19 protein-coding genes are annotated in these 18,127 nt (G+C 65.6%); 14 read left to right on the forward strand and 5 right to left on the reverse strand.

Annotation, left to right across the window (positions count from 1 at the left end):
• Positions 1–78 precede the first annotated feature (78 nt).
• The 11 genes from IG197_RS03320 (at position 79) to panD (ending at position 10,337) form a co-directional block, all read left to right on the forward strand.
• Entirely contained in the window at positions 79–327 is a 249-nt protein-coding gene (locus IG197_RS03320) for a hypothetical protein (RefSeq protein ID WP_192316940.1), read from the forward strand.
• Positions 328–372: 45 nt separating this feature from the next.
• Positions 373–1,317 carry a hypothetical protein gene (locus IG197_RS03325; RefSeq protein ID WP_067966686.1) on the forward strand — a complete coding sequence of 315 codons (945 nt, stop codon included), beginning with the start codon at positions 373–375 and terminating at the stop codon, positions 1,315–1,317.
• An 82-nt stretch (positions 1,318–1,399) separates the two neighbouring features.
• On the forward strand, positions 1,400–2,374 hold the full coding sequence (gene nadA / locus IG197_RS03330) for a quinolinate synthase NadA (protein ID WP_192316942.1): 975 nt from the start codon (positions 1,400–1,402) through the stop codon (positions 2,372–2,374).
• Positions 2,371–3,909, forward strand: a complete 1,539-nt coding sequence (locus tag IG197_RS03335; RefSeq protein ID WP_192316944.1) for an L-aspartate oxidase — start codon at positions 2,371–2,373, stop codon at positions 3,907–3,909. The genes nadA and IG197_RS03335 overlap by 4 nt, the downstream gene beginning before the upstream one ends.
• A 2-nt stretch (positions 3,910–3,911) precedes the next feature.
• Positions 3,912–4,763 carry a carboxylating nicotinate-nucleotide diphosphorylase gene (gene nadC / locus IG197_RS03340; RefSeq protein ID WP_192316946.1) on the forward strand — a complete coding sequence of 284 codons (852 nt, stop codon included), beginning with the start codon at positions 3,912–3,914 and terminating at the stop codon, positions 4,761–4,763.
• Between the two features lie 62 nt (positions 4,764–4,825).
• Entirely contained in the window at positions 4,826–5,824 is a 999-nt protein-coding gene (bioB, locus tag IG197_RS03345) for a biotin synthase BioB (RefSeq protein WP_192316948.1), read from the forward strand.
• Entirely contained in the window at positions 5,821–6,957 is a 1,137-nt protein-coding gene (locus IG197_RS03350) for an 8-amino-7-oxononanoate synthase (protein ID WP_192316950.1), read from the forward strand. Before bioB ends, IG197_RS03350 begins: the two co-directional genes overlap by 4 nt.
• The gene (gene bioD, locus IG197_RS03355; protein WP_192316952.1) at positions 6,954–7,613 is read left to right on the forward strand and encodes a dethiobiotin synthase; all 660 of its coding nucleotides are present in this window, start codon (positions 6,954–6,956) and stop codon (positions 7,611–7,613) included. Before IG197_RS03350 ends, bioD begins: the two co-directional genes overlap by 4 nt.
• A complete protein-coding gene (locus IG197_RS03360) occupies positions 7,610–8,872 on the forward strand; it encodes an adenosylmethionine--8-amino-7-oxononanoate transaminase (RefSeq protein WP_192316954.1) in 1,263 nt (420 codons plus the stop codon). Before bioD ends, IG197_RS03360 begins: the two co-directional genes overlap by 4 nt.
• Positions 8,869–9,852 carry a beta-ketoacyl-ACP synthase III gene (locus tag IG197_RS03365; RefSeq protein WP_192316956.1) on the forward strand — a complete coding sequence of 328 codons (984 nt, stop codon included), beginning with the start codon at positions 8,869–8,871 and terminating at the stop codon, positions 9,850–9,852. Before IG197_RS03360 ends, IG197_RS03365 begins: the two co-directional genes overlap by 4 nt.
• 32 nt (positions 9,853–9,884) lie before the next feature.
• Positions 9,885–10,337, forward strand: a complete 453-nt coding sequence (panD, locus tag IG197_RS03370) for an aspartate 1-decarboxylase (RefSeq protein ID WP_192316958.1) — start codon at positions 9,885–9,887, stop codon at positions 10,335–10,337.
• Positions 10,338–10,472: 135 nt separating this feature from the next.
• On the opposite strand, the gene IG197_RS03375 is transcribed toward panD, so the two are convergent.
• From IG197_RS03375 to IG197_RS03395, 5 genes are read right to left on the reverse strand one after another with little or no spacing between them, the layout of a single operon-like run.
• Positions 10,473–10,979, reverse strand: a complete 507-nt coding sequence (locus IG197_RS03375) for a GAF domain-containing protein (RefSeq protein ID WP_192316960.1) — start codon at positions 10,977–10,979, stop codon at positions 10,473–10,475.
• Between the two features lie 14 nt (positions 10,980–10,993).
• Positions 10,994–11,737 carry an ABC transporter ATP-binding protein gene (locus IG197_RS03380; RefSeq protein WP_192316962.1) on the reverse strand — a complete coding sequence of 248 codons (744 nt, stop codon included), beginning with the start codon at positions 11,735–11,737 and terminating at the stop codon, positions 10,994–10,996.
• Positions 11,734–12,564 carry an ABC transporter ATP-binding protein gene (locus IG197_RS03385; protein WP_192316964.1) on the reverse strand — a complete coding sequence of 277 codons (831 nt, stop codon included), beginning with the start codon at positions 12,562–12,564 and terminating at the stop codon, positions 11,734–11,736. The genes IG197_RS03380 and IG197_RS03385 overlap by 4 nt, the downstream gene beginning before the upstream one ends.
• Positions 12,561–13,466, reverse strand: a complete 906-nt coding sequence (locus IG197_RS03390; RefSeq protein ID WP_067962843.1) for an ABC transporter permease — start codon at positions 13,464–13,466, stop codon at positions 12,561–12,563. Before IG197_RS03390 ends, IG197_RS03385 begins: the two co-directional genes overlap by 4 nt.
• Positions 13,466–14,458 carry an ABC transporter permease gene (locus IG197_RS03395; protein ID WP_210346918.1) on the reverse strand — a complete coding sequence of 331 codons (993 nt, stop codon included), beginning with the start codon at positions 14,456–14,458 and terminating at the stop codon, positions 13,466–13,468. The genes IG197_RS03390 and IG197_RS03395 overlap by 1 nt, the downstream gene beginning before the upstream one ends.
• A 227-nt stretch (positions 14,459–14,685) precedes the next feature.
• Here IG197_RS03395 and IG197_RS03400 point away from each other — a divergent pair, with 227 nt between their 5' ends.
• The 3 genes from IG197_RS03400 (at position 14,686) to IG197_RS03410 (ending at position 18,117) form a co-directional block, all read left to right on the forward strand.
• The gene (locus IG197_RS03400) at positions 14,686–15,339 is read left to right on the forward strand and encodes a helix-turn-helix domain-containing protein (RefSeq protein ID WP_067962845.1); all 654 of its coding nucleotides are present in this window, start codon (positions 14,686–14,688) and stop codon (positions 15,337–15,339) included.
• A complete protein-coding gene (locus tag IG197_RS03405; protein ID WP_192319549.1) occupies positions 15,339–16,931 on the forward strand; it encodes an ABC transporter substrate-binding protein in 1,593 nt (530 codons plus the stop codon). The genes IG197_RS03400 and IG197_RS03405 overlap by 1 nt, the downstream gene beginning before the upstream one ends.
• A 91-nt stretch (positions 16,932–17,022) precedes the next feature.
• Entirely contained in the window at positions 17,023–18,117 is a 1,095-nt protein-coding gene (locus tag IG197_RS03410; RefSeq protein WP_192316968.1) for a Xaa-Pro peptidase family protein, read from the forward strand.
• Positions 18,118–18,127: the final 10 nt, after the last annotated feature.

Here is an 18,127-nt window from a genome sequence, read left to right on the forward strand (position 1 = left end):
AGAAAACATCGCACCATTAAAGCTCGGGATCAAACACCTAGGCTCTCCGCTGAGCGACTGGCCTCAGGCAGTTGCAGCGTGGCTGCCGACGTAGAAGACCTCTCGGTCAAGCAAAGCGATGTCCTTGGTATCGATGCTGCTTTCGGGGGCTGTTCAGCATTTCCCCACACACGTGTCAGCTTCTTGCCAGCCCGGCGAGACAGCTTTACCCATCGTCATACGGTAATCCCCTTCGGCATGTGGATTTTCTTGGCTTTGCAGGCCAATAACCATCAAACACTTGATGTGATGAAGGTCGGCGGCAGGCAATTGGGTGTTGACCTTTGATCCATCTGGCTTTCCGATTGCAGCCGGAAATCGACGAAGGGCAAGATGCTGAAGACACCAGGGGCGGACAAGGAAGGTGCAGCTGAGCGTCGTGCGATCAGCGCGGATCTGATTGCGGTGCTCGTCGCGGCCCCCAACGGAAATCCTGTCGTGCTCACCGTCAAGGAGGGCACCACCCTGCCCTCGGGCCCATTCGCGCTTGGCCATCGTTCGCTGCAATCGGGACTGCGCGACTGGGTGGAGCAGCAGACCGGCCACCCGCTTGGATACATCGAGCAGCTCTACACCTTCGCCGACCGCGACCGCAGCATCGAGGAAGCCACCCGTCGGGTGATTTCGATCAGCTATCTCGGCCTGACGCGCGAAGAGCCCTCGCACCGCACGCCGCCGGGCAGCTGGCGCAACTGGTACGAATTCTTCCCCTGGGAAGACCACCGTACGGGCGCGCCCGCAATTATCGACGACATCATCGTGCCGCGCCTGCGTCAGTGGGCTGATGCTGCCGAGCAACAGGACAAGCGGCAGAACCGGCTGCGCCGCGCCGCCGGCGCCTTCGGCTTCGACGACCGTCACTGGAACGAAGAGCTGGTGCTGCAGCGCTACGAGTTGCTGTTCGAGGCAGGTCTGGTCGAAGAGGCGGTGCGCGCGAAAGGCGACACGAATGCCCCTGCCGTGCCGGGCCGGACCATGACCGGCGATCACAGGCGAATCCTCGCCACCGGCATCGGCCGCCTCCGGACCAAGATCAAATATCGCCCCGTCGTGTTCGAGCTGATGCCGCCGGCCTTCACGCTGCTGCAGTTGCAGCGCGCGGTCGAAGCACTGGCAGGCGTTACCGTGCACAAGCAGAATTTCCGCCGCCTTATCGAGCAGCAGGACCTGGTCGAGGAAACCGGCGAAATGAGCGCCGACACCGGTGGACGCCCGGCGAAACTGTTCCGTTTCCGCCACGCCGTGCTCGACGAACGTCTGGTCGCCGGCACCAAATAGCCAATTCGCGGCTTGACAGAGCTTATGCTCATGCTAAGCATATGCCCCAATTATACTCAGTTCGAGCATAATAGGAGCAACGATGTCTGGCATGACCCCTTCCGCCGCCTCGCTCTATGACCGCGTCCAGCGCGTCATTCCCGCCATCGAGTGGCCGGTCTTTTCCGATGACATCGACGCCATCCTGCGCCTCAAACGCGAGCGCAACGCCGTCATCCTGGCGCACAACTACCAGACACCGGAAATTTTCCATTGTGTCGCCGACATCGTCGGCGACAGCCTGGCGCTTGCGCGCAAGGCGATGGAGGTCGAGGCCGACGTCATCGTGCTCGCCGGCGTGCATTTCATGGCCGAGACCGCCAAGCTGCTGAACCCGTCCAAGACGGTGCTGATCCCCGACATGGGCGCCGGCTGCTCGCTGGCCGATTCGATCACGCCCGAAGACATCCGCCTGCTGCGCCAGCGCTATCCCGGCGTGCCTGTTGTCACCTATGTCAACACGTCGGCCGCGGTGAAGGCGGAATCGGACATCTGCTGCACTTCGGGCAATGCCAAGGCGGTAGTGGAATCGCTCGGCGTGCCGCGCGTGCTGATGCTGCCCGACGAATATCTGGCGCAGAACATCGCCGCCCAGACCGACGTCGAGATCATTGCCTGGAAAGGCCATTGCGAGGTGCATGAGCGCTTCACGCCCGAAGACATCCGCGAGATGCGCGCCGCCCATCCCGGCGTTACCGTGCTGGCCCACCCGGAATGCCCGCCCGAGGTCGTTGCCGAAGCCGATTTCGCCGGCTCGACGGCCGCGATGTCCGACTATGTCGGCCGTGAGAAGCCGGCCCGCGTCGTCCTGGTGACGGAATGCTCGATGAGCGACAACGTCGCCGTCGACCATCCCGACGTCGAGTTCATCCGGCCGTGCAATCTGTGCCCGCACATGAAGCTGATCACGCTCGGCAATATCCGCTCCGCCCTCGAACGCAACGAACACGCCGTGACCATCGACCCGGCCGTCGCCGAGCGCGCCCGCCTCGCCGTCGAACGGATGCTTGCGGTATGACCGACGTCGCCCGCCTGGCCGGACGCCCCGTCATCATCGGCGGCGGGCTCGCCGGCCTGATGACGGCGCTCGAGCTGGCGCCGGAGCCGGTCGTGTTGCTCTCTGCCGCGCCACTGGGCAGCGACGCCTCGAGCGCGATCGCGCAAGGCGGGCTCGCAGCGGCAATGGGCGACGACGACTCGCCGGAGTTGCATCTCGCCGACACGCTGGCTGCCGGCGACGGCCTGTGCGACGAGGCAATCGTCCGCAGCATCGTCGAGGCGGCGCCACGGGCCATCGACAGGCTCGCCGCGCTGGGCGTCGCCTTCGATCGCGATGCCGGCGGCACCCTGCAGCTTGGGCTCGAAGCCGCCCACGCGCGCAGGCGCATCGTGCACGCGGCAGGGGCCGCGACCGGACGCGAACTGATGCGCGCGCTTGTGGCCGCTGTCCGCAACACCGCGTCGATATCAGTCGTCGAAGGCTTCGCGGCGCGCCGGCTGCTCGTCGAAAACGGTGTCATCGCAGGCGTTCTCGCCGCCGGCGGCACCGGCAGCATGGCGCTCGCCACCGGCCGCGTCGTGCTCGCCACGGGCGGGGTCGGCGCATTGTTTCGCGACACGACGAACCCGCTCGGCTGCTTCGGCCAGGGCCTGGCGCTCGCCGCGCGCGCCGGCGCGGCATTTACCGACCTCGAATTCGTCCAGTTCCACCCGACCGCGCTCGACGGCGTGCTGCGGCCGATGCGGCTGATCAGCGAGGCGGTGCGCGGCGAAGGCGCTGTACTGATCGACGAAACCGGACGGCGCTTCCTCGCCGAGCTGCCGGGCGCCGAGCTTGCCACGCGCGATGCGGTTGCGCGCGGCGTCCATCGCCATCTCGCCCGCGGCCACCGGGTGTTTCTCGACGCCCGGGCCTGCCTCGGCGCAGGTTTTGCCGACCGCTTTCCGACGATTGCGGGCTACTGCAACGACGCCGGGATCGACCCCGCGCGCGAGCCGATCCCGGTGCGTCCCGCCGCGCATTATCACATGGGCGGCGTGGCGGTGGACCGCGAAGGCCGCAGCAGCGTGCCGGGCCTGTGGGCCTGCGGCGAGGTCGCCTCATCCGGGCTGCATGGCGCCAACCGGCTGGCCAGCAACTCGCTGACCGAAGCCGTCGTCATGGCCGGCTGGGTGGCACGCAGCGTCGCCGCCTCCGCCGATACGCACCATGTGGCAAACGCCTTGCCGCCGGTGCCTGTACGCCCCGATCCGGCTTTTGCATGCGACATCGTCTCGTCCTCGCTGGGCGTCTTGCGCGACGGCGAAAGCCTGCGCGAGGCGGTTGCGGCACTGCTGCCGATTGCCAGCGGCAATTCGCCGGCAGCCGATCCCGCCGCCGTGGCGCTGATGATGGCCGTCTCGGCGCTCGGCCGCGAGGAAAGCCGCGGCGCCCATAGCCGCAGCGACTTCCCCCTGCGCAGCGCCGCGGCGCGCCGATCGCGTATCACGCTCGACGCGGCACAGCAGGCCGCGGCCTCGCTCGATTTCTTGCCCATTGCCCGGAGCGCCTGACGATGCACCTCTCACCCCTGCCCCGGATCATGCTCGAGCCACTGGTGCGCGCCGCCCTGCTGGAAGACCTCGGCCGCGCCGGCGACATCACCACAGATGCCATCGTGCCGGCGGACCACCGGGCGACAGTCGTGCTCGTCTCGCGCCAGCAGGGCGTCGTAGCTGGTCTCGACCTGGCAGGGCTTGCCTTCAGCCTGATCGAGCCCGCAATCGAGATGAAGGTCGAGAAGCCCGACGGCAGCCGCCTGGTTCCGGGCGACGTCATCGCCACACTCAGCGGGCCTGCGCGTGGCCTGCTGACCGGCGAACGCGTCGCGCTGAACTTCCTGTCCCATCTCAGCGGCATCGCCACCGCCACCGCTGGCATCGTCGATGCTGTTGCCGGCCACAAGGCGCGCATCGTCTGCACCCGGAAAACGACGCCCGGCCTGCGCGCACTGGAGAAATACGCCGTGCGCTGCGGCGGCGGCTCCAACCATCGCTTCGGCCTCGACGACGCGGTGCTGATCAAGGACAACCACATCGCGATATCGGGCGGTGTTCGCCCGGCCATCGAGCGCGCCCGGGCCAATGTCGGCCATCTGGTGAAGATCGAGGTCGAGGTCGACAGGCTGGAACAGCTGGACGACGTGCTGAAACTCGGTGTCGACGCCGTCCTGCTCGACAACATGCCCCCTGATACCTTGACTACGGCCGTCAAAATGGTCGCCGGACGGGCGATCACCGAAGCCTCGGGCCGGGTCAACCTCACCACCGCCCCCGCCATCGCCGCCACCGGTGTCGACCTGATTTCCGTCGGCTGGCTGACCCACAGCGCACCGATCCTCGATATAGGACTGGACACGGCCCCCTGACCGGGGCAATGGTCCCGCCCCGGGTGGGGATGGCAAGGACACGTCTTGGCAATGGAGAGCGCATGAACGCCGATTTGCACCTGAACGCAGCCGCAACCGAGATCAATGCCGCGCGTCCGCAGTGGAGCCGCGCGGAAGCCCAGGCGATCTACGATTCGCCCTTCAACGACCTGCTGTTTCGGGCACAGACCGTCCATCGCGAGAATTTCGACCCCAACCGGGTGCAGATGTCGCGCCTGCTGTCGATCAAGACAGGCGGCTGCCCTGAGGATTGCGGCTATTGCAGCCAGTCGTCGCGGCATGAATCCGGCCTCCAGGCCTCCAAGCTGATGGAGGTGCAGCGTGTTCTGGCCGAGGCGAAGAAGGCCAAGGACGGCGGCGCCACCCGCTACTGCATGGGCGCTGCCTGGCGCAGCCCCAAGGAACGCGACATGGACGCCGTCGTCGCCATGATCGAGGGCGTCAAGGATCTCGGCATGGAGACCTGCATGACGCTCGGCATGCTCGATCTCGGCCAGGCCCAGCGCCTGAAGCAGGCCGGACTCGACTATTACAACCACAACATCGACACCTCCGAGCGCTACTACAGCGAGATCATCACCACCCGCACCTTCGCCGACCGGCTGGATACGCTGGCCAATGTCCGCGACAGCGGCATCAAGGTCTGCTGCGGCGGCATCGTCGGCATGGGCGAGGAAAAGGCCGACCGCGTCGACATGCTGTTGACGCTCGCCAACCTGCCCGAGCATCCCGACTCGGTGCCGATCAACATGCTGATCCCGATCGAGGGCACGCCGCTCGGCGAAGCCGATCCGATCGAGCCGATCGAATTCGTCCGCACCATCGCACTTGCCCGCATCATGATGCCGAAGTCGCATGTGCGCCTGTCGGCCGGCCGCACGGCGATGAGCGACGAGATGCAGGCGCTGTGTTTCTTTGCCGGTGCCAACTCGATCTTCGTCGGCGACACGCTTTTGACCGCCGAAAACCCCGGCGAAGACAAGGACACGGCGCTGTTCCGTCGTCTCGGCATCCAGCCGATGGAGCTCGACGCGGGGTGACAGGGCGGGCTTTGCTCGACCGCTACGAGGCCAGCCTGCGCGGGCTGGCCCGCAAGAGTCGGCTGCGTGCGCTGAGCGGCCGAGCCGGGCTCGATTTCGCTTCCAACGACTATCTCGGACTGGCCGGCAGCAAGCGCATGGCCGATGCGGTCGCCGCTGCCCTCGCCAACGGTACATCGGTCGGCGCCACCGGCTCGCGGCTGTTGCGCGGCAACGACCCCGAACACGAGGCACTGGAAGAGAAGGCCGCGAGCTTCTTCGGTGCCGAACGGGCGCTGTTCTTCGGCGGCGGTTATGTCGCCAATTTCGCCGTGCTCACCACCTTGCCGCAAAAAGGCGATCTGATCGTGCTCGACGAGCTGATCCATGCCAGCGCCCATGAAGGCGCGCGCGCCGGCCGCGCCGAGGTGGTGGAAGCAAAGCACAATGACGCCAGCGCTGTGGACGACGCCATCCGGAGCTGGCGCACGGGCGGCGGCACCGGACGTGCCTGGATCGTCACCGAAAGCCTCTACTCGATGGATGGCGATTTCGCCCCGCTCGACGACCTCGCCGAAGTCACCGACCGGCACGAGGCCTTCCTGTTCGTCGACGAGGCGCATTCGACGGGCGTCTACGGCCCCGATGGGCGCGGGCTGGCGCACCATCTCGAAGGCCGCGACAATGTCGTCGTGCTGCACACCTGCGGCAAGGCGCTGGGCGCATCGGGCGCGCTGGTCACGGCCTCGGCGGTTTTATGCGACTATCTCGTCAACCGCTGCCGACCCTTCATCTATGCCACGGCGCCCTCGCCGCTGATGGCGGTGGCGTCTGCCACGGCACTCGACATCATCGCCGACGAACCAGAGCGGCGCGAGCGGCTGGCCAGGCTGGTGAAGCTCGCCGGCGACAAGGCGGAGACGCTTGGCTTTGTGCCAAGCGGATCGCAGATCCTGCCCATCGTCATCGGCGACAATGCGCGCGCCATGCAGCTTGCCGAAGCGCTGCAGGCGCGCGGCTTCGACGTGCGCGGCATCCGCCCGCCGACAGTGCCCGAGGGCACGGCGCGGCTGAGAATCTCGCTGACGCTCAATATCGGCGAGGACGATGTTTCCTCGCTGTTTGCAGCCCTTCAGCAGGAATGCTCGCAATGACGGCGCTGCCCAGGATCGTGGTCACCGGCACCGACACCGGCATCGGCAAGACCGTGTTCGCCGCGGGCCTGACCGCCCTGCTCGACGGCGTCTACTGGAAGCCGGTGCAGTCGGGCATCGAGGACGAGACCGACAGCGAGATCGTGACCCGCCTCGCCGGCCTTGCGCCTGAACGGGTGCTGCCCGAGGCGTGGCGGCTGAAGGAGCCGCTGTCGCCGCACCGCGCTGCCGAACTCGACGGCGTCGAGATCGACACCGACGCGCTCGCTTTGCCCGCCACCGCACGGCCACTGGTCGTTGAAGGCGCCGGCGGGCTGATGGTGCCGGTCAACCGGCGCACGCTCTACATCGATGTCTTCGCGCGCTGGGCGGCACCGGTGGTGCTCTGCGCCCGCACCGGCCTCGGAACGATCAACCACACGCTCTTGTCCATCGAGGCCTTGCGCGCCCGCTCGGTGCCGCTGCTGGGCATAGCCTTCATCGGCGACGAGATGGCAGACACCCAGCGCACCATCGCCGAGATGGGCAAAGTGCGTGTGCTTGGCCGCCTGCCCCGGCTCGACCCGCTGACGCCCGAAACGCTCGCCGAGGCCATGCGGACGAGCTTCAACGCGGCCGACTTCCTGGAGGCCCAGCTGTTGCAGGCAAAGCCATGAACCGTTCCGCCGTCTGGCATCCCTTCACCCAGCACGCCACCGAGCCCGTGCCGCCCGTCATCGCGCGCACCGAGGGCGCCTATGTCGAAACGACAGACGGCAAGCGCATCCTCGACGCGATCTCCTCCTGGTGGGTCATCACCCATGGCCACCGCCATCCGAAAATCGTCGAGGCGATCCGAAATGCCACCGAAACACTCGATCAGGTCATCTTCGCCGGCCTGACCCACGAGCCAGCGGAAAAATTGGCCTCGGCACTTGTCGAGATGGCGCCGTCAGGCCTCGACTGGGTGTTTTTTTCCGACAGCGGCTCGACCAGCGTCGAGGTGGCGCTGAAGATGGCGCTCGGTTTCCACCGCAACAATGGTTCTCCGCGCTCGCGCCTCGTCGTGATGGAGCACAGCTATCATGGCGACACCATCGGCACGATGAGCGTCGGCGAACGCGGCGTGTTCAACGCCGCCTACGACCCGCTGCTGTTCGAGGTCGACACCATCCCCTTCCCCGCAGCCGGCCGCGAACAGGAGACGCTCGACCGCTTCGAGGCTTTGACCCGCGACGGCAAGGCTGCTGGCGTCATCGTCGAACCCTTGGTGCTCGGCGCCGGCGGCATGCTGATCTATCCGGCCCGGGTGCTGACCGAGCTCAAGCGCATCGCCGAAAAGTCCGGCACGCTGTTCATCGCCGACGAGGTGATGACCGGATGGGGCCGCACCGGAACCATGTTCGCCTGCGAACAGGCTGGCATCACGCCCGACATTCTCTGCACATCGAAGGGCCTGACCGGCGGCTCGGTGCCGCTGGCAGCCACGCTCGCCACCGACGCGATCTTCCGGGCGCATTTCTCCACCGATCGCGCCAAGACCTTCTTTCATTCGAGCTCCTACACCGCGAACCCCATCGCCTGTGCTGCGGCCCTCGCCAATGTCGGGATTTGGCGCGACGAGTCGGTGACTGAGCGTGTGGCGGCCTTGTCGAAGATGCAGGCGGAGAAGATCGCGCGCTTCAACGGCGATGCACGTTTCGAGAACGTGCGCACGGCCGGCACCATCGCCGCCGTCGACCTGCGTGTCGGCAAGGCAGGTTATCTCGCCGAAGTCGGGCCGAAGATGCGCGCATTTTTCCTCGAGCGCGGCCTCCTGGTCCGGCCGCTCGGCAATGTCGTCTACCTATTGCCGCCCTATTGCGTCACCGCAGCCGAGCTCGACCGGCTCTATGACGCCGTCGACGAGGCCGCCGAGCTGGCGAAGAGCGGATGAGCCGGACCGCGCGCATATCGGGCTTCGGCCACCATGTGCCGGGCCGCAAGGTCGAGAACGCCGAGATCGAGGCGAGCCTCGGCCTCGACGCCGGCTGGATCGAAGGCCGCACCGGCATCCGCTCACGCTACTGGGCCGAGCCTGAGGACACGTTGTCCGACCTCGCGGCACATGCCGGGGAGATGGCGCTGCAGCAGGCTGAAATCGCGCGCGAGGATGTCGGCCTGCTTTTGCTCGCCACCTCGACGCCCGACCACCTGTTGCCGCCGAGCGCACCTCTGGTGGCGCATAAGCTCGGCCTCGCCAGGTCGGGCGGCATCGACCTCGCCGGCGCCTGCGCCGGTTTCATCTATGCGCTGACCTTCGCCGACGGTTTCGTGCGTCTGCACAACAAGCCGGCGATCGTCATCGCCGCCAACATCCTGAGCCGCCGCATCAATCCGGCCGAGCGGGCAAGTAGCGTGCTGTTTGCGGACGCTGCCGGAGCGGTCGTGCTGACGCCTTCCGACGACGCGGGCCACGGCATTCTGGGTGCGTCCGTTTCCGCCGATGGCGGCGGCTACGGCTTGATCCAGATCCCCGCCGGCGGCAGCAACCGGCCCTTCTCGGACGAACTCGACATCACAGAGACGCGCATGACCATCGCAGATGGACGCGCGGTGTTCGCCAAGGCGGTCGAGATGATGAGCCGTTGCTCTACGGAGGCGCTTGCTGCGGCAGGCCTGGAGACATCAGCCGTCAGCCGCTTCGTGCCGCACCAGGCCAATGCCCGTATCTTCAATGCGGTGGGCAAGTCGCTCGGCATCGCCGACGACAGGATCGTCAAGACGATCGCCGACTACGGCAATTCGTCGGCGGCGACGATCCCGCTGTCACTGGCGCTGGCGCATCGGACAATGCCGTTCCGGCCGGGCGAGACGCTTTTGCTCTCGGCGGCAGGCGCCGGCATGACCGGCGGTGCGTTGGTGGTTGGAATGTAGCGTCGCGCCGGCTGGCGTATCAGGGAGGAACAATGCGCAAGATCGTCGCCGGCAAGCTGCACGGCATCCATGTCACCGAAGCCAACCTCAATTATCACGGCTCGATCACGCTCGACCCCGACCATTGCGAAGAAGCCGGCATTCTGCCGATGGAGTTCGTCGAGATCTGGAACAAGAGCTCCGGCGCGCGAATCTCGACCTATGTCATCCTCGGCGAGCGCGGCTCACGCTGCTGCATCCTCAATGGTGCTGCCGCCCGCACATGCCAGGCCGGCGACCAGGTCATCATCTGCAATTCGGTCTATCTGAACGAAAGCGAGATCACCGCGCTCAAGCCGCGCGTCCTGACCTTCGACAAGGACAACCGCATCGCCGACCGGCTGACATATTCGGTCGAGCGCGACCAGGCCGGCCGCTACAACTTCTCGATCCTTGACGAAGCCAGTGCCAGGCTTCCGATCCCGGCACTGGTCAGCAGTCATTAAAGCCTGTTCCATTCCGATGAACCGGAACGGGGCTCTGTCTTCTTGCCGACGCATGATCTTTTCCGAAAACCGGTCCCGTTCTTCGGGATCATGCCTTGGAGCCGGGCCGACAGACGGCCCGGCATCAATCTGGTTCTAGCGGCGTTCGAGATGCTCGACGGCGAGGAAGGCAGCCTTGGCGGCCAGCGACAGCTGCGTGGCGGCCTCGACGCGCGCCGGCGTGTAATAATGCTCCTCGTGCAGCATGTTGACGGTGCCCAGCATGACGTCGCCGACAAAGACCGGCCAGTTGAGCACCGAACCGCAGCCGAGCGACCAGATCAGCTCGTGATCGGGGAAGACGTCGGCAATGTCCTTGATGGTGTTGGCGACGAAGGGCTTACGCTGGACGTGGATCGTCTCGAACCAGTGGGTGCGGTTGATCGGCTTGGTGCCCGAAACGGGATAGGCATCGGGATGGCTGGTGTAGGTGCGGCCCGAAACTTCGGTCGCCCAGTCGAGCTTCATCACGGTGAACAGCTTGGCGCCGACGATCACGTCTGCCAGAGCCTGCAGCGCCGCCCACACGCCCTCGACCTCTGACGTGGTCGCAATGGCGGCATCGAAGGCGGCCAGCGCCTCGGCGAAATTGGTCTCTGTCATGATGTACCTCTATTTCAAGTCTTGGGAAGAGACGCGCTGAACCTGGTCAGTTCGCGCGAATAGGGATCGACGAGCTCGCCGCGCTTGAGCTGGTCGACATCAGCTACCTCGACGACCCGGCCATGGCGCATCACGGCAAGGCGGTCGCACAGGAACGACACGACGGGCAGATTGTGCGTGACCATCAGATAGGTCAGCCCCTGCTCGCGGCGCAGGCGCTTGAGCAAATTGAGGATTTCCGCCTGTACCGAAACGTCGAGCGCCGAGGTCGGCTCGTCCAGCAACAGCATCCTCGGCTTGAGGATCAGCGCACGGGCAATCGCCACGCGCTGGCGCTGGCCGCCCGAGAGCTGATGCGGAAAACGGAAGCGGAAGCGGCGGTCGAGGCCGACCGACTGCATCACCTCGTCGACGCGCGCGCCGCTGTTGCCGATGCCGTGGATGGTCAGCGGCTCGCTCAGCGTCGCATCGACAGTCTTGCGCGGATGCAGCGAACCATAGGGGTCCTGGAACACCATCTGGCATTGCCTGGCAAAAGCACGGTCGATGCCATGGGTGCGCGGCTCGCCGAAGACCGAGATCGAGCCGGTCCAGCTTTTGGCCATGCCGGCAATGGCCTTGAGCACGGTGGTCTTGCCCGAGCCGCTCTCGCCGACAAGCGCAAAGCTCTCGCCCTCGGCGACTTCGAAGCCGATGCCGTGGGTGACCTTCGAATCGCCATAGGAGATGTCGAGATTGTCGATGGCCAGCGCCGTCATGTCGAAGCCCCAGTACGTTCGAGGACAGGAAGCTCGTCGCGGCTCTCGTCGAGGCGCGGGATCGAGGCGAGCAGGCCCTGCGTATAGGGATGCCTGGCGTTCCTGAGTTCGCCGGCATCGCACTCCTCGACCACCTCGCCGCTGCGCATCACCAGGATGCGGTCGCAATAGGCCGAGACGAGGTCAAGGTCGTGGCTGATCAGGATCAGCCCCATGCCCTTGCGCTTGACCAGGTCGTCGATGATTTCGAGCACCTGGGCCTGGACCGAGACGTCGAGCGCCGAGGTCGGCTCGTCGGCGATCAGAAGATCGGGCTCCGGGATGAGCATCATCGCGATCATGACGCGCTGGCCCATGCCGCCCGAGACCTCGTGCGGGTAGAGCCCGAGCACCCGCTCCGGATCGTTGATGCGCACCGCTTCGAGCATGGCGAGCGTACGGCTGCGGATGTCGCTGCGCGCCAGCTTCTGGTGGGTCAGCAATGCCTCGGCGATCTGATCGCCGATGGTCATGACCGGGTTGAGCGAGAATTTCGGGTCCTGCATCACCATAGAAATGCGCGCGCCGCGGATCGAGCGCATTTGCTTTTCCGACAGCGACAGGAGGTCGGTGCCGTTGAAGGTCATCTCATCTGCGGTGACCCGGCCGGGCGAGCGGATCAGCCGCAGGATCGAGCGGCCGGTCATCGACTTGCCGGAGCCGCTCTCGCCGACGATGCCGAGGCGCTCACGGCCGAGCGTCAGCGACAGGCCCTTGACCACGTCGACAGGACCACGCGCCGTCGGGAACGTGACCTTCAGGTTGCGGATTTCAAGCAGCGCAGTCATTGCCGATCTCCATGCTTGGGGTCGAGCACATCGCGCAGGCCGTCGCCGAGGAAACAGAAGCCGAGACTGACGATGACGATGGCAAAGCCGGGCATCGTCGCCACCCACCACTGGTCAAGGATGAAGGAGCGGCCGCGCGAGATCATCGCGCCCCATTCCGGCAGCGGCGGCTGGGCGCCGAGACCGATGAAGCCGAGGCCGGCGGCGGTCAGGATGATGCCGGCCATGTCGAGCGTGACGCGGATGATCATCGAGGAGGTGCACAGCGGCAGGATGTGGTTGACGATGACGCGGAACGACGAAGCGCCCTGCAGCTCGACGGCCGCAACGAACTCCGAATTGCGGATGGTCAGGGTTTCGGCGCGGGCGATGCGGGCATAGCCGGGCCAGGTCGCAATCGCGATGGCGATGATGGCGTTCTGGATGCCGGGTCCAAGTGCTGCCACGAAAGCCAGCGCCAGGATCAGCTTCGGCATCGACAGGAAGATGTCGGTGATGCCCATCAGGATGCGATCGACCCAGCCGCCGAAATAGCCGGCGACGGCGCCGATGATCAGGCCAACGGGCGCGGCAAGGACGGCCACCAGCGCCACGATCATCAGCGTGATGCGCGCGCCGTAGACCACACGGCTCCAGATGTCGCGGCCAAGCTCGTCGGTGCCCATCCAGTTGTCCCAGCTCGGCGGCTTGAGCCGCATGGCAAGATCCTGGCCGACGGGCGAATGGGTGGCGATCCAGGGCGCGAACAGCGCCACCAGGATCAGCGTCAGCACGATGACCGCGCCGACCATGGCGAGCGGGTTGCGCGCCAGCGCGCGGCTCAGCCGGTAGCTGCGGCCAAGCCGGGCCTGCAGGCGCGAGGACGGCGAATCGTCGAGAAGCCAGTCACGTCCAGTAGCCATCAGCGTGCCCTCGGGTCGAGGACGCGGTAGAGCACGTCCGAAATCTTGTTGATGCCGATGAAGACGGCGCCGATGACCAGCGTCGCGCCCAGAACGGCGTTCATGTCGGCATTGAGCAGCGCTGTCGTCAGGTAGTTGCCGATGCCCGGCCAGGAGAACACTGTCTCGATCATCACCGACCCTTCGAGCAGGCCGGCATAGGACAGGCCGATGACCGTGATCAGCGGCACAAGGATCGGCCGGAAGGCGTGGCGCCACAACACCAGCCGCTCCGACACGCCCTTGACGCGGGCGGTGGTGACATATTCCTGCGCCAGCTGGTCGAGCATGAAGGACCGCGTCATGCGGGCGATGTAGGCAAGGCTGAAAAAGCCAAGCACCGCAGCCGGCAGCGCGATATGGGTCAGCGCGTTGACGAAGATCTCGGTGTCGCCGGCAATCAGGCTGTCGATCAGAAGCAGGCCGGTGACCGGCTCGACCAGGCCATCGTAGAAGATGTCGATGCGGCCAGGACCGCCGACCCACTGCAGCTTGGCGTAGAACAGCGCGAGCCCGACGAGACCGAGCCAGAACGCCGGCACCGAATAGCCGAGCAGGCCGACGACGCGGATGACCTGGTCGACGAGGCTGCCCTGGCGGCTGGCGGCATAGACGCCCATCGGCACGCCCATCAGCACGCCGATGATGATGCCGATCGTCGCCATCTCCAGCGTTGCGGGGAAGACCCGGGCCAGATCCTCGGCGACGGGCCGGCCCGTCGAGACCGACATGCCGAGATCGCCTGTCAGCACATTGCCGACATAGTGGAAGAACTGGACGACCAGCGGCTTGTCCAGGCCCATCTCGATGCGCACGGCCTCGTAGACGGCGCGCGGGGCGCGGTCGCCGACGACGGCGAGGACCGGATCGATCGGCACCACGCGACCGATGAAGAAGGTGATGGCAAGGAGGCCGAGGAAGGTGAAGGCAACGGCGACGATGACGCCGAGCAGGCCCTTCACCGTTTTCCAGGCGTGCCGCGCGTTGCGCGACGAGCCGCCAGGCCCAGTTGGAAGCGCCTTGGCGGCGGTAGAGGTTTCTGATGCCACGCGGTCTTTGTTCCTACCACATTGGCCGCGTCGCGGATGCGGCACGGATGTTTTCTGTCGAGCAAAATTCTGCTTGGACTATACAAAAAATTTTGGTTAGATCAAAAAAATTTTGATGGGAGCAAAAAAGCGTGTCCTCGGAGGCCAGCAAAAACACGCCGTCGAGCCAGCCCAAGGTTGGCGCGCTGATCCGTGCCCGCCGCCGCCAGCTTTCGATGACATTGCAGGAATTGTGTGACGCCGCAGGCATTTCGGTCGGTTACCTCAGCCAGGTCGAACGCGATCATGCCACCCCCTCGCTCGGCACCCTCGCCCAGATCGCCCGCAGCCTCGACGTGGGTGTGGATTATTTCATCGCCACGCCCAGCGCCGAGGATGGATTGACCCGCGCGGCCGAGCGCAACCGATTCTCGGTCGACGGCTCGTCGATCGTCTATGAGCGCATCGCCGCCGACTTCACCGGCAACGTGCTCTCGTCCTTCGTCCTCAATGTCCCGCCAGGTTACCGCTCCGAGACGGTCAGCCATGAAGGCGAGGAAATCCTGTTCATCCTCGAAGGCTCGATCACCCAGCGCCTCGAGGACGAAGAGATGGTGCTTTCGGCCGGCGACAGCCTGCATTTCCGCGGCAATCGTCCGCATTCCTGGTCGAACGACACCCAACAGTTCGCGCGCATGCTGTGGACCGGCACCTTGCCGATGTTCAGGTCGCGCACGGAGCATCCGGCCCTGCGCGGTTCACGGGCCGAAGAGAAGACAACGGGAACCAAAAAGGAGAGAAAATGATGAAACTGTTCAAAGCCGCGCTGCTCGCCGCGGCGCTGGCGATGCCGATGACGCCCGCCATCAGCCTTGCAGCCACGCCCGCAGGCGTGCTCGTGGTGGCGCAGAACATCGACGACATCGTCAGCATCGACCCGGCCGAGGCATACGAGTTCTCATCGGGCGAATATGTCTCCCAGACCTATGACCGCCTCGTCCAGTACGACGCCGCCGACACCAAGACGCTGGCCGCCGGCCTCGCCAAGGAATGGGCCGTCGACGACGCCAACAAGACCATCACATTCACGCTGCGCGACGGCGTCAAGTTCACCTCGGGCAACCCGCTGCGCGCCGAGGACGTGGTCTATTCGTTCAAGCGCGTCATCGTGCTGAACAAGGCACCGGCCTTCATCCTGACCCAGCTCGGCTGGACGCCCGAGAATTTCGATTCGATGGTCAAGGCCGACGGCAACAAGGTCGTCATCAAATATGCCGGCGACTTTGCTTCGGCCTTCGTGCTCAACGTGCTGGCCGCCCGTCCGGGTTCGATCGTCGACGCGGTGACGCTGCAGGCCAACGAGGCCAATGGCGACATGGGCAATGCCTGGCTGAAGTCGAACTCGGCCGGCACCGGCCCGTTCGTGCTCAAGGCGTTCCGCCCCGGCGAGCTGATCAACCTGACCGCCAACCCCGACTATTTCAACGGCGCGCCAGCCATCAAGGGCGTCATCATCCGACACGTCGCCGAAGCCGCGACCCAGCAGCTGCTGCTGCAGTCGGGCGATGTCGACATGGCCAAGAACCTGACCTCGGACCAGATCGCAACGCTTGCCGGCAGCGACAAGGTAACCACCGAGACCTATCCGCAGGCGGCCGTGCACTTCCTGTCGTTCAACCAGAAGACCGAATCGCTGACACCGCCGGCCGTATGGGACGCCGCCCGCTACCTGGTCAACTACAAGGGCATGACCGACACGTTCCTGAAGGGCCAGATGCAGACGCACCAGGCCTTCTGGCCGAAGGGCTTCCCGGGTTCGCTCGACGAGACGCCCTACAGCTACGATCCGGCCAAGGCCAAGCAGATCCTGGCTGACGCCGGCATCAAGACGCCGATCAAGGTGACGCTCGACGTCATCAATTCGACGCCGTTCACCGACATGGCGCAGTCGCTGCAGGCAAGCTTCGCCGAAGCCGGCATCAACTTCGATATCGTGCCGGGCACCGGCTCGCAGGTGATCACCAAGTACCGCGCCCGCACGCATGAGGCGATGCTGCTGTACTGGGGGCCCGATTTCATGGACCCGCACTCCAACGCCAAGGCTTTTGCCTACAACACCGACAACTCCGACGGAAACTACCAGTCGACCACCACCTGGCGTAACAGCTGGGCGGTTCCGGAAGAGCTGAACAACGAGACCAAGGCAGCTCTCGCCGAGGCCGACCCGGCCAAGCGCAGCGCAATGTATGTCGACCTGCAGAAGAAGGTGCAGGAGAAGTCGCCGATCGTCGTCATGTTCCAGGCTGCGACCCAGGTAGCGCGTGCCAAGAACGTCGAAGGCTATGTCAACGGCGCAACCTCCGACTTTGTCTATTACCGCCTCGTCAAGAAGAACTGACGAACCGGCCTGGCAGGGACCGCCCATTGCGGGCGGTCCCATCGCCCTCACCTCACATTACCCCTCCCCAAATCCGAAGAAGGCAGAGACGATGTACGAAGAGCGGATGGCGCGGCTGCGCGAGCGCATGGCTGAGACGGGAACCGACCTAGTGGTCGTTGGTCCCTCCTCGCACCTTGTCTGGCTCGCCGGCATGTCGCCGCATGGCGACGAACGCCCGGTGCTTTTGATCGTGTCGCAGACGCATGCCGGCTTCCTGATGCCGGCCCTGAATGCCGACAGCCAGCGTCCCTACACCAAGCTGCCCTTCTATCCCTGGGCCGATGCTGATGGTCCGCAGGCGGCCCTGGTGCAGCTTCTCGCCGATTGCGGCGTTGGGGGCGGCACCGTCTCGGTTGCCCTCGACGAGACCATGCGCGCCGATTTCGCGCTGCTTGCGCTCGATGCCCTGCCCGGTGCTGCGCGCAGCTTCCTGAACGACACGGTGAGCTTCCTGCGCGGCAAGAAGGACGAGGCCGAATATGCGCTGCTCAAGATGAACGCAGTGCTCAATGACGGTGCCATGAAGGCAGGCTTCGCCGCGCTCAGGGAAGGCGTGACCGAACTCGAAGTCGGCAAGGCCATCCGTGACTTCTACGCAGCCAATGGTGCGACCGGAGAATTCGTCAGCGTCTGCTTCGGCGAGAACGGCGCCTTCCCGCACCATCACACCGGCGACCGCAAGCTCAAGGCGAACGAGGCCGTGCTGATCGATATCGGCGGCCGCAAGGACGGTTATCCCTCCGACATGACCCGCGTCGGCGTGTTCGGCGACAAGCCGGAAGGTTTTGACGAGGTGCACGGCGTGCTTGAACGTGCCGTGCAGGCAGCAATCGCCGCCGCAAAGCCCGGCGTTGCCGCCAAGGAGGTCGACAAGGCCGCCCGCGACGTCATCACCGCCGCCGGCTACGGCCCGAACTTCCTGCACCGCACCGGCCACGGCCTGGGCATCGACATTCACGAGCAGCCCTATATCACCGGCACGTCGGAAACGATCCTGCAGGAGGGCAACGTGTTCTCGATCGAGCCCGGCATCTATCTGCAGGGCCGCTTCGGACTGCGCCTGGAAGAGATCGTCATCCTCCGCGGCAACCGCGCCGAGGTGCTGTCGGACCTGCCGCGCGAGGCATTCCTGGTCAAGGCCTGAGCGCTTGCCA

This window comes from Aminobacter sp. SR38, assembly GCF_014843375.1.
GTDB classification, from domain to species: Bacteria; Pseudomonadota; Alphaproteobacteria; order Rhizobiales; family Rhizobiaceae; genus Aminobacter; species Aminobacter ciceronei.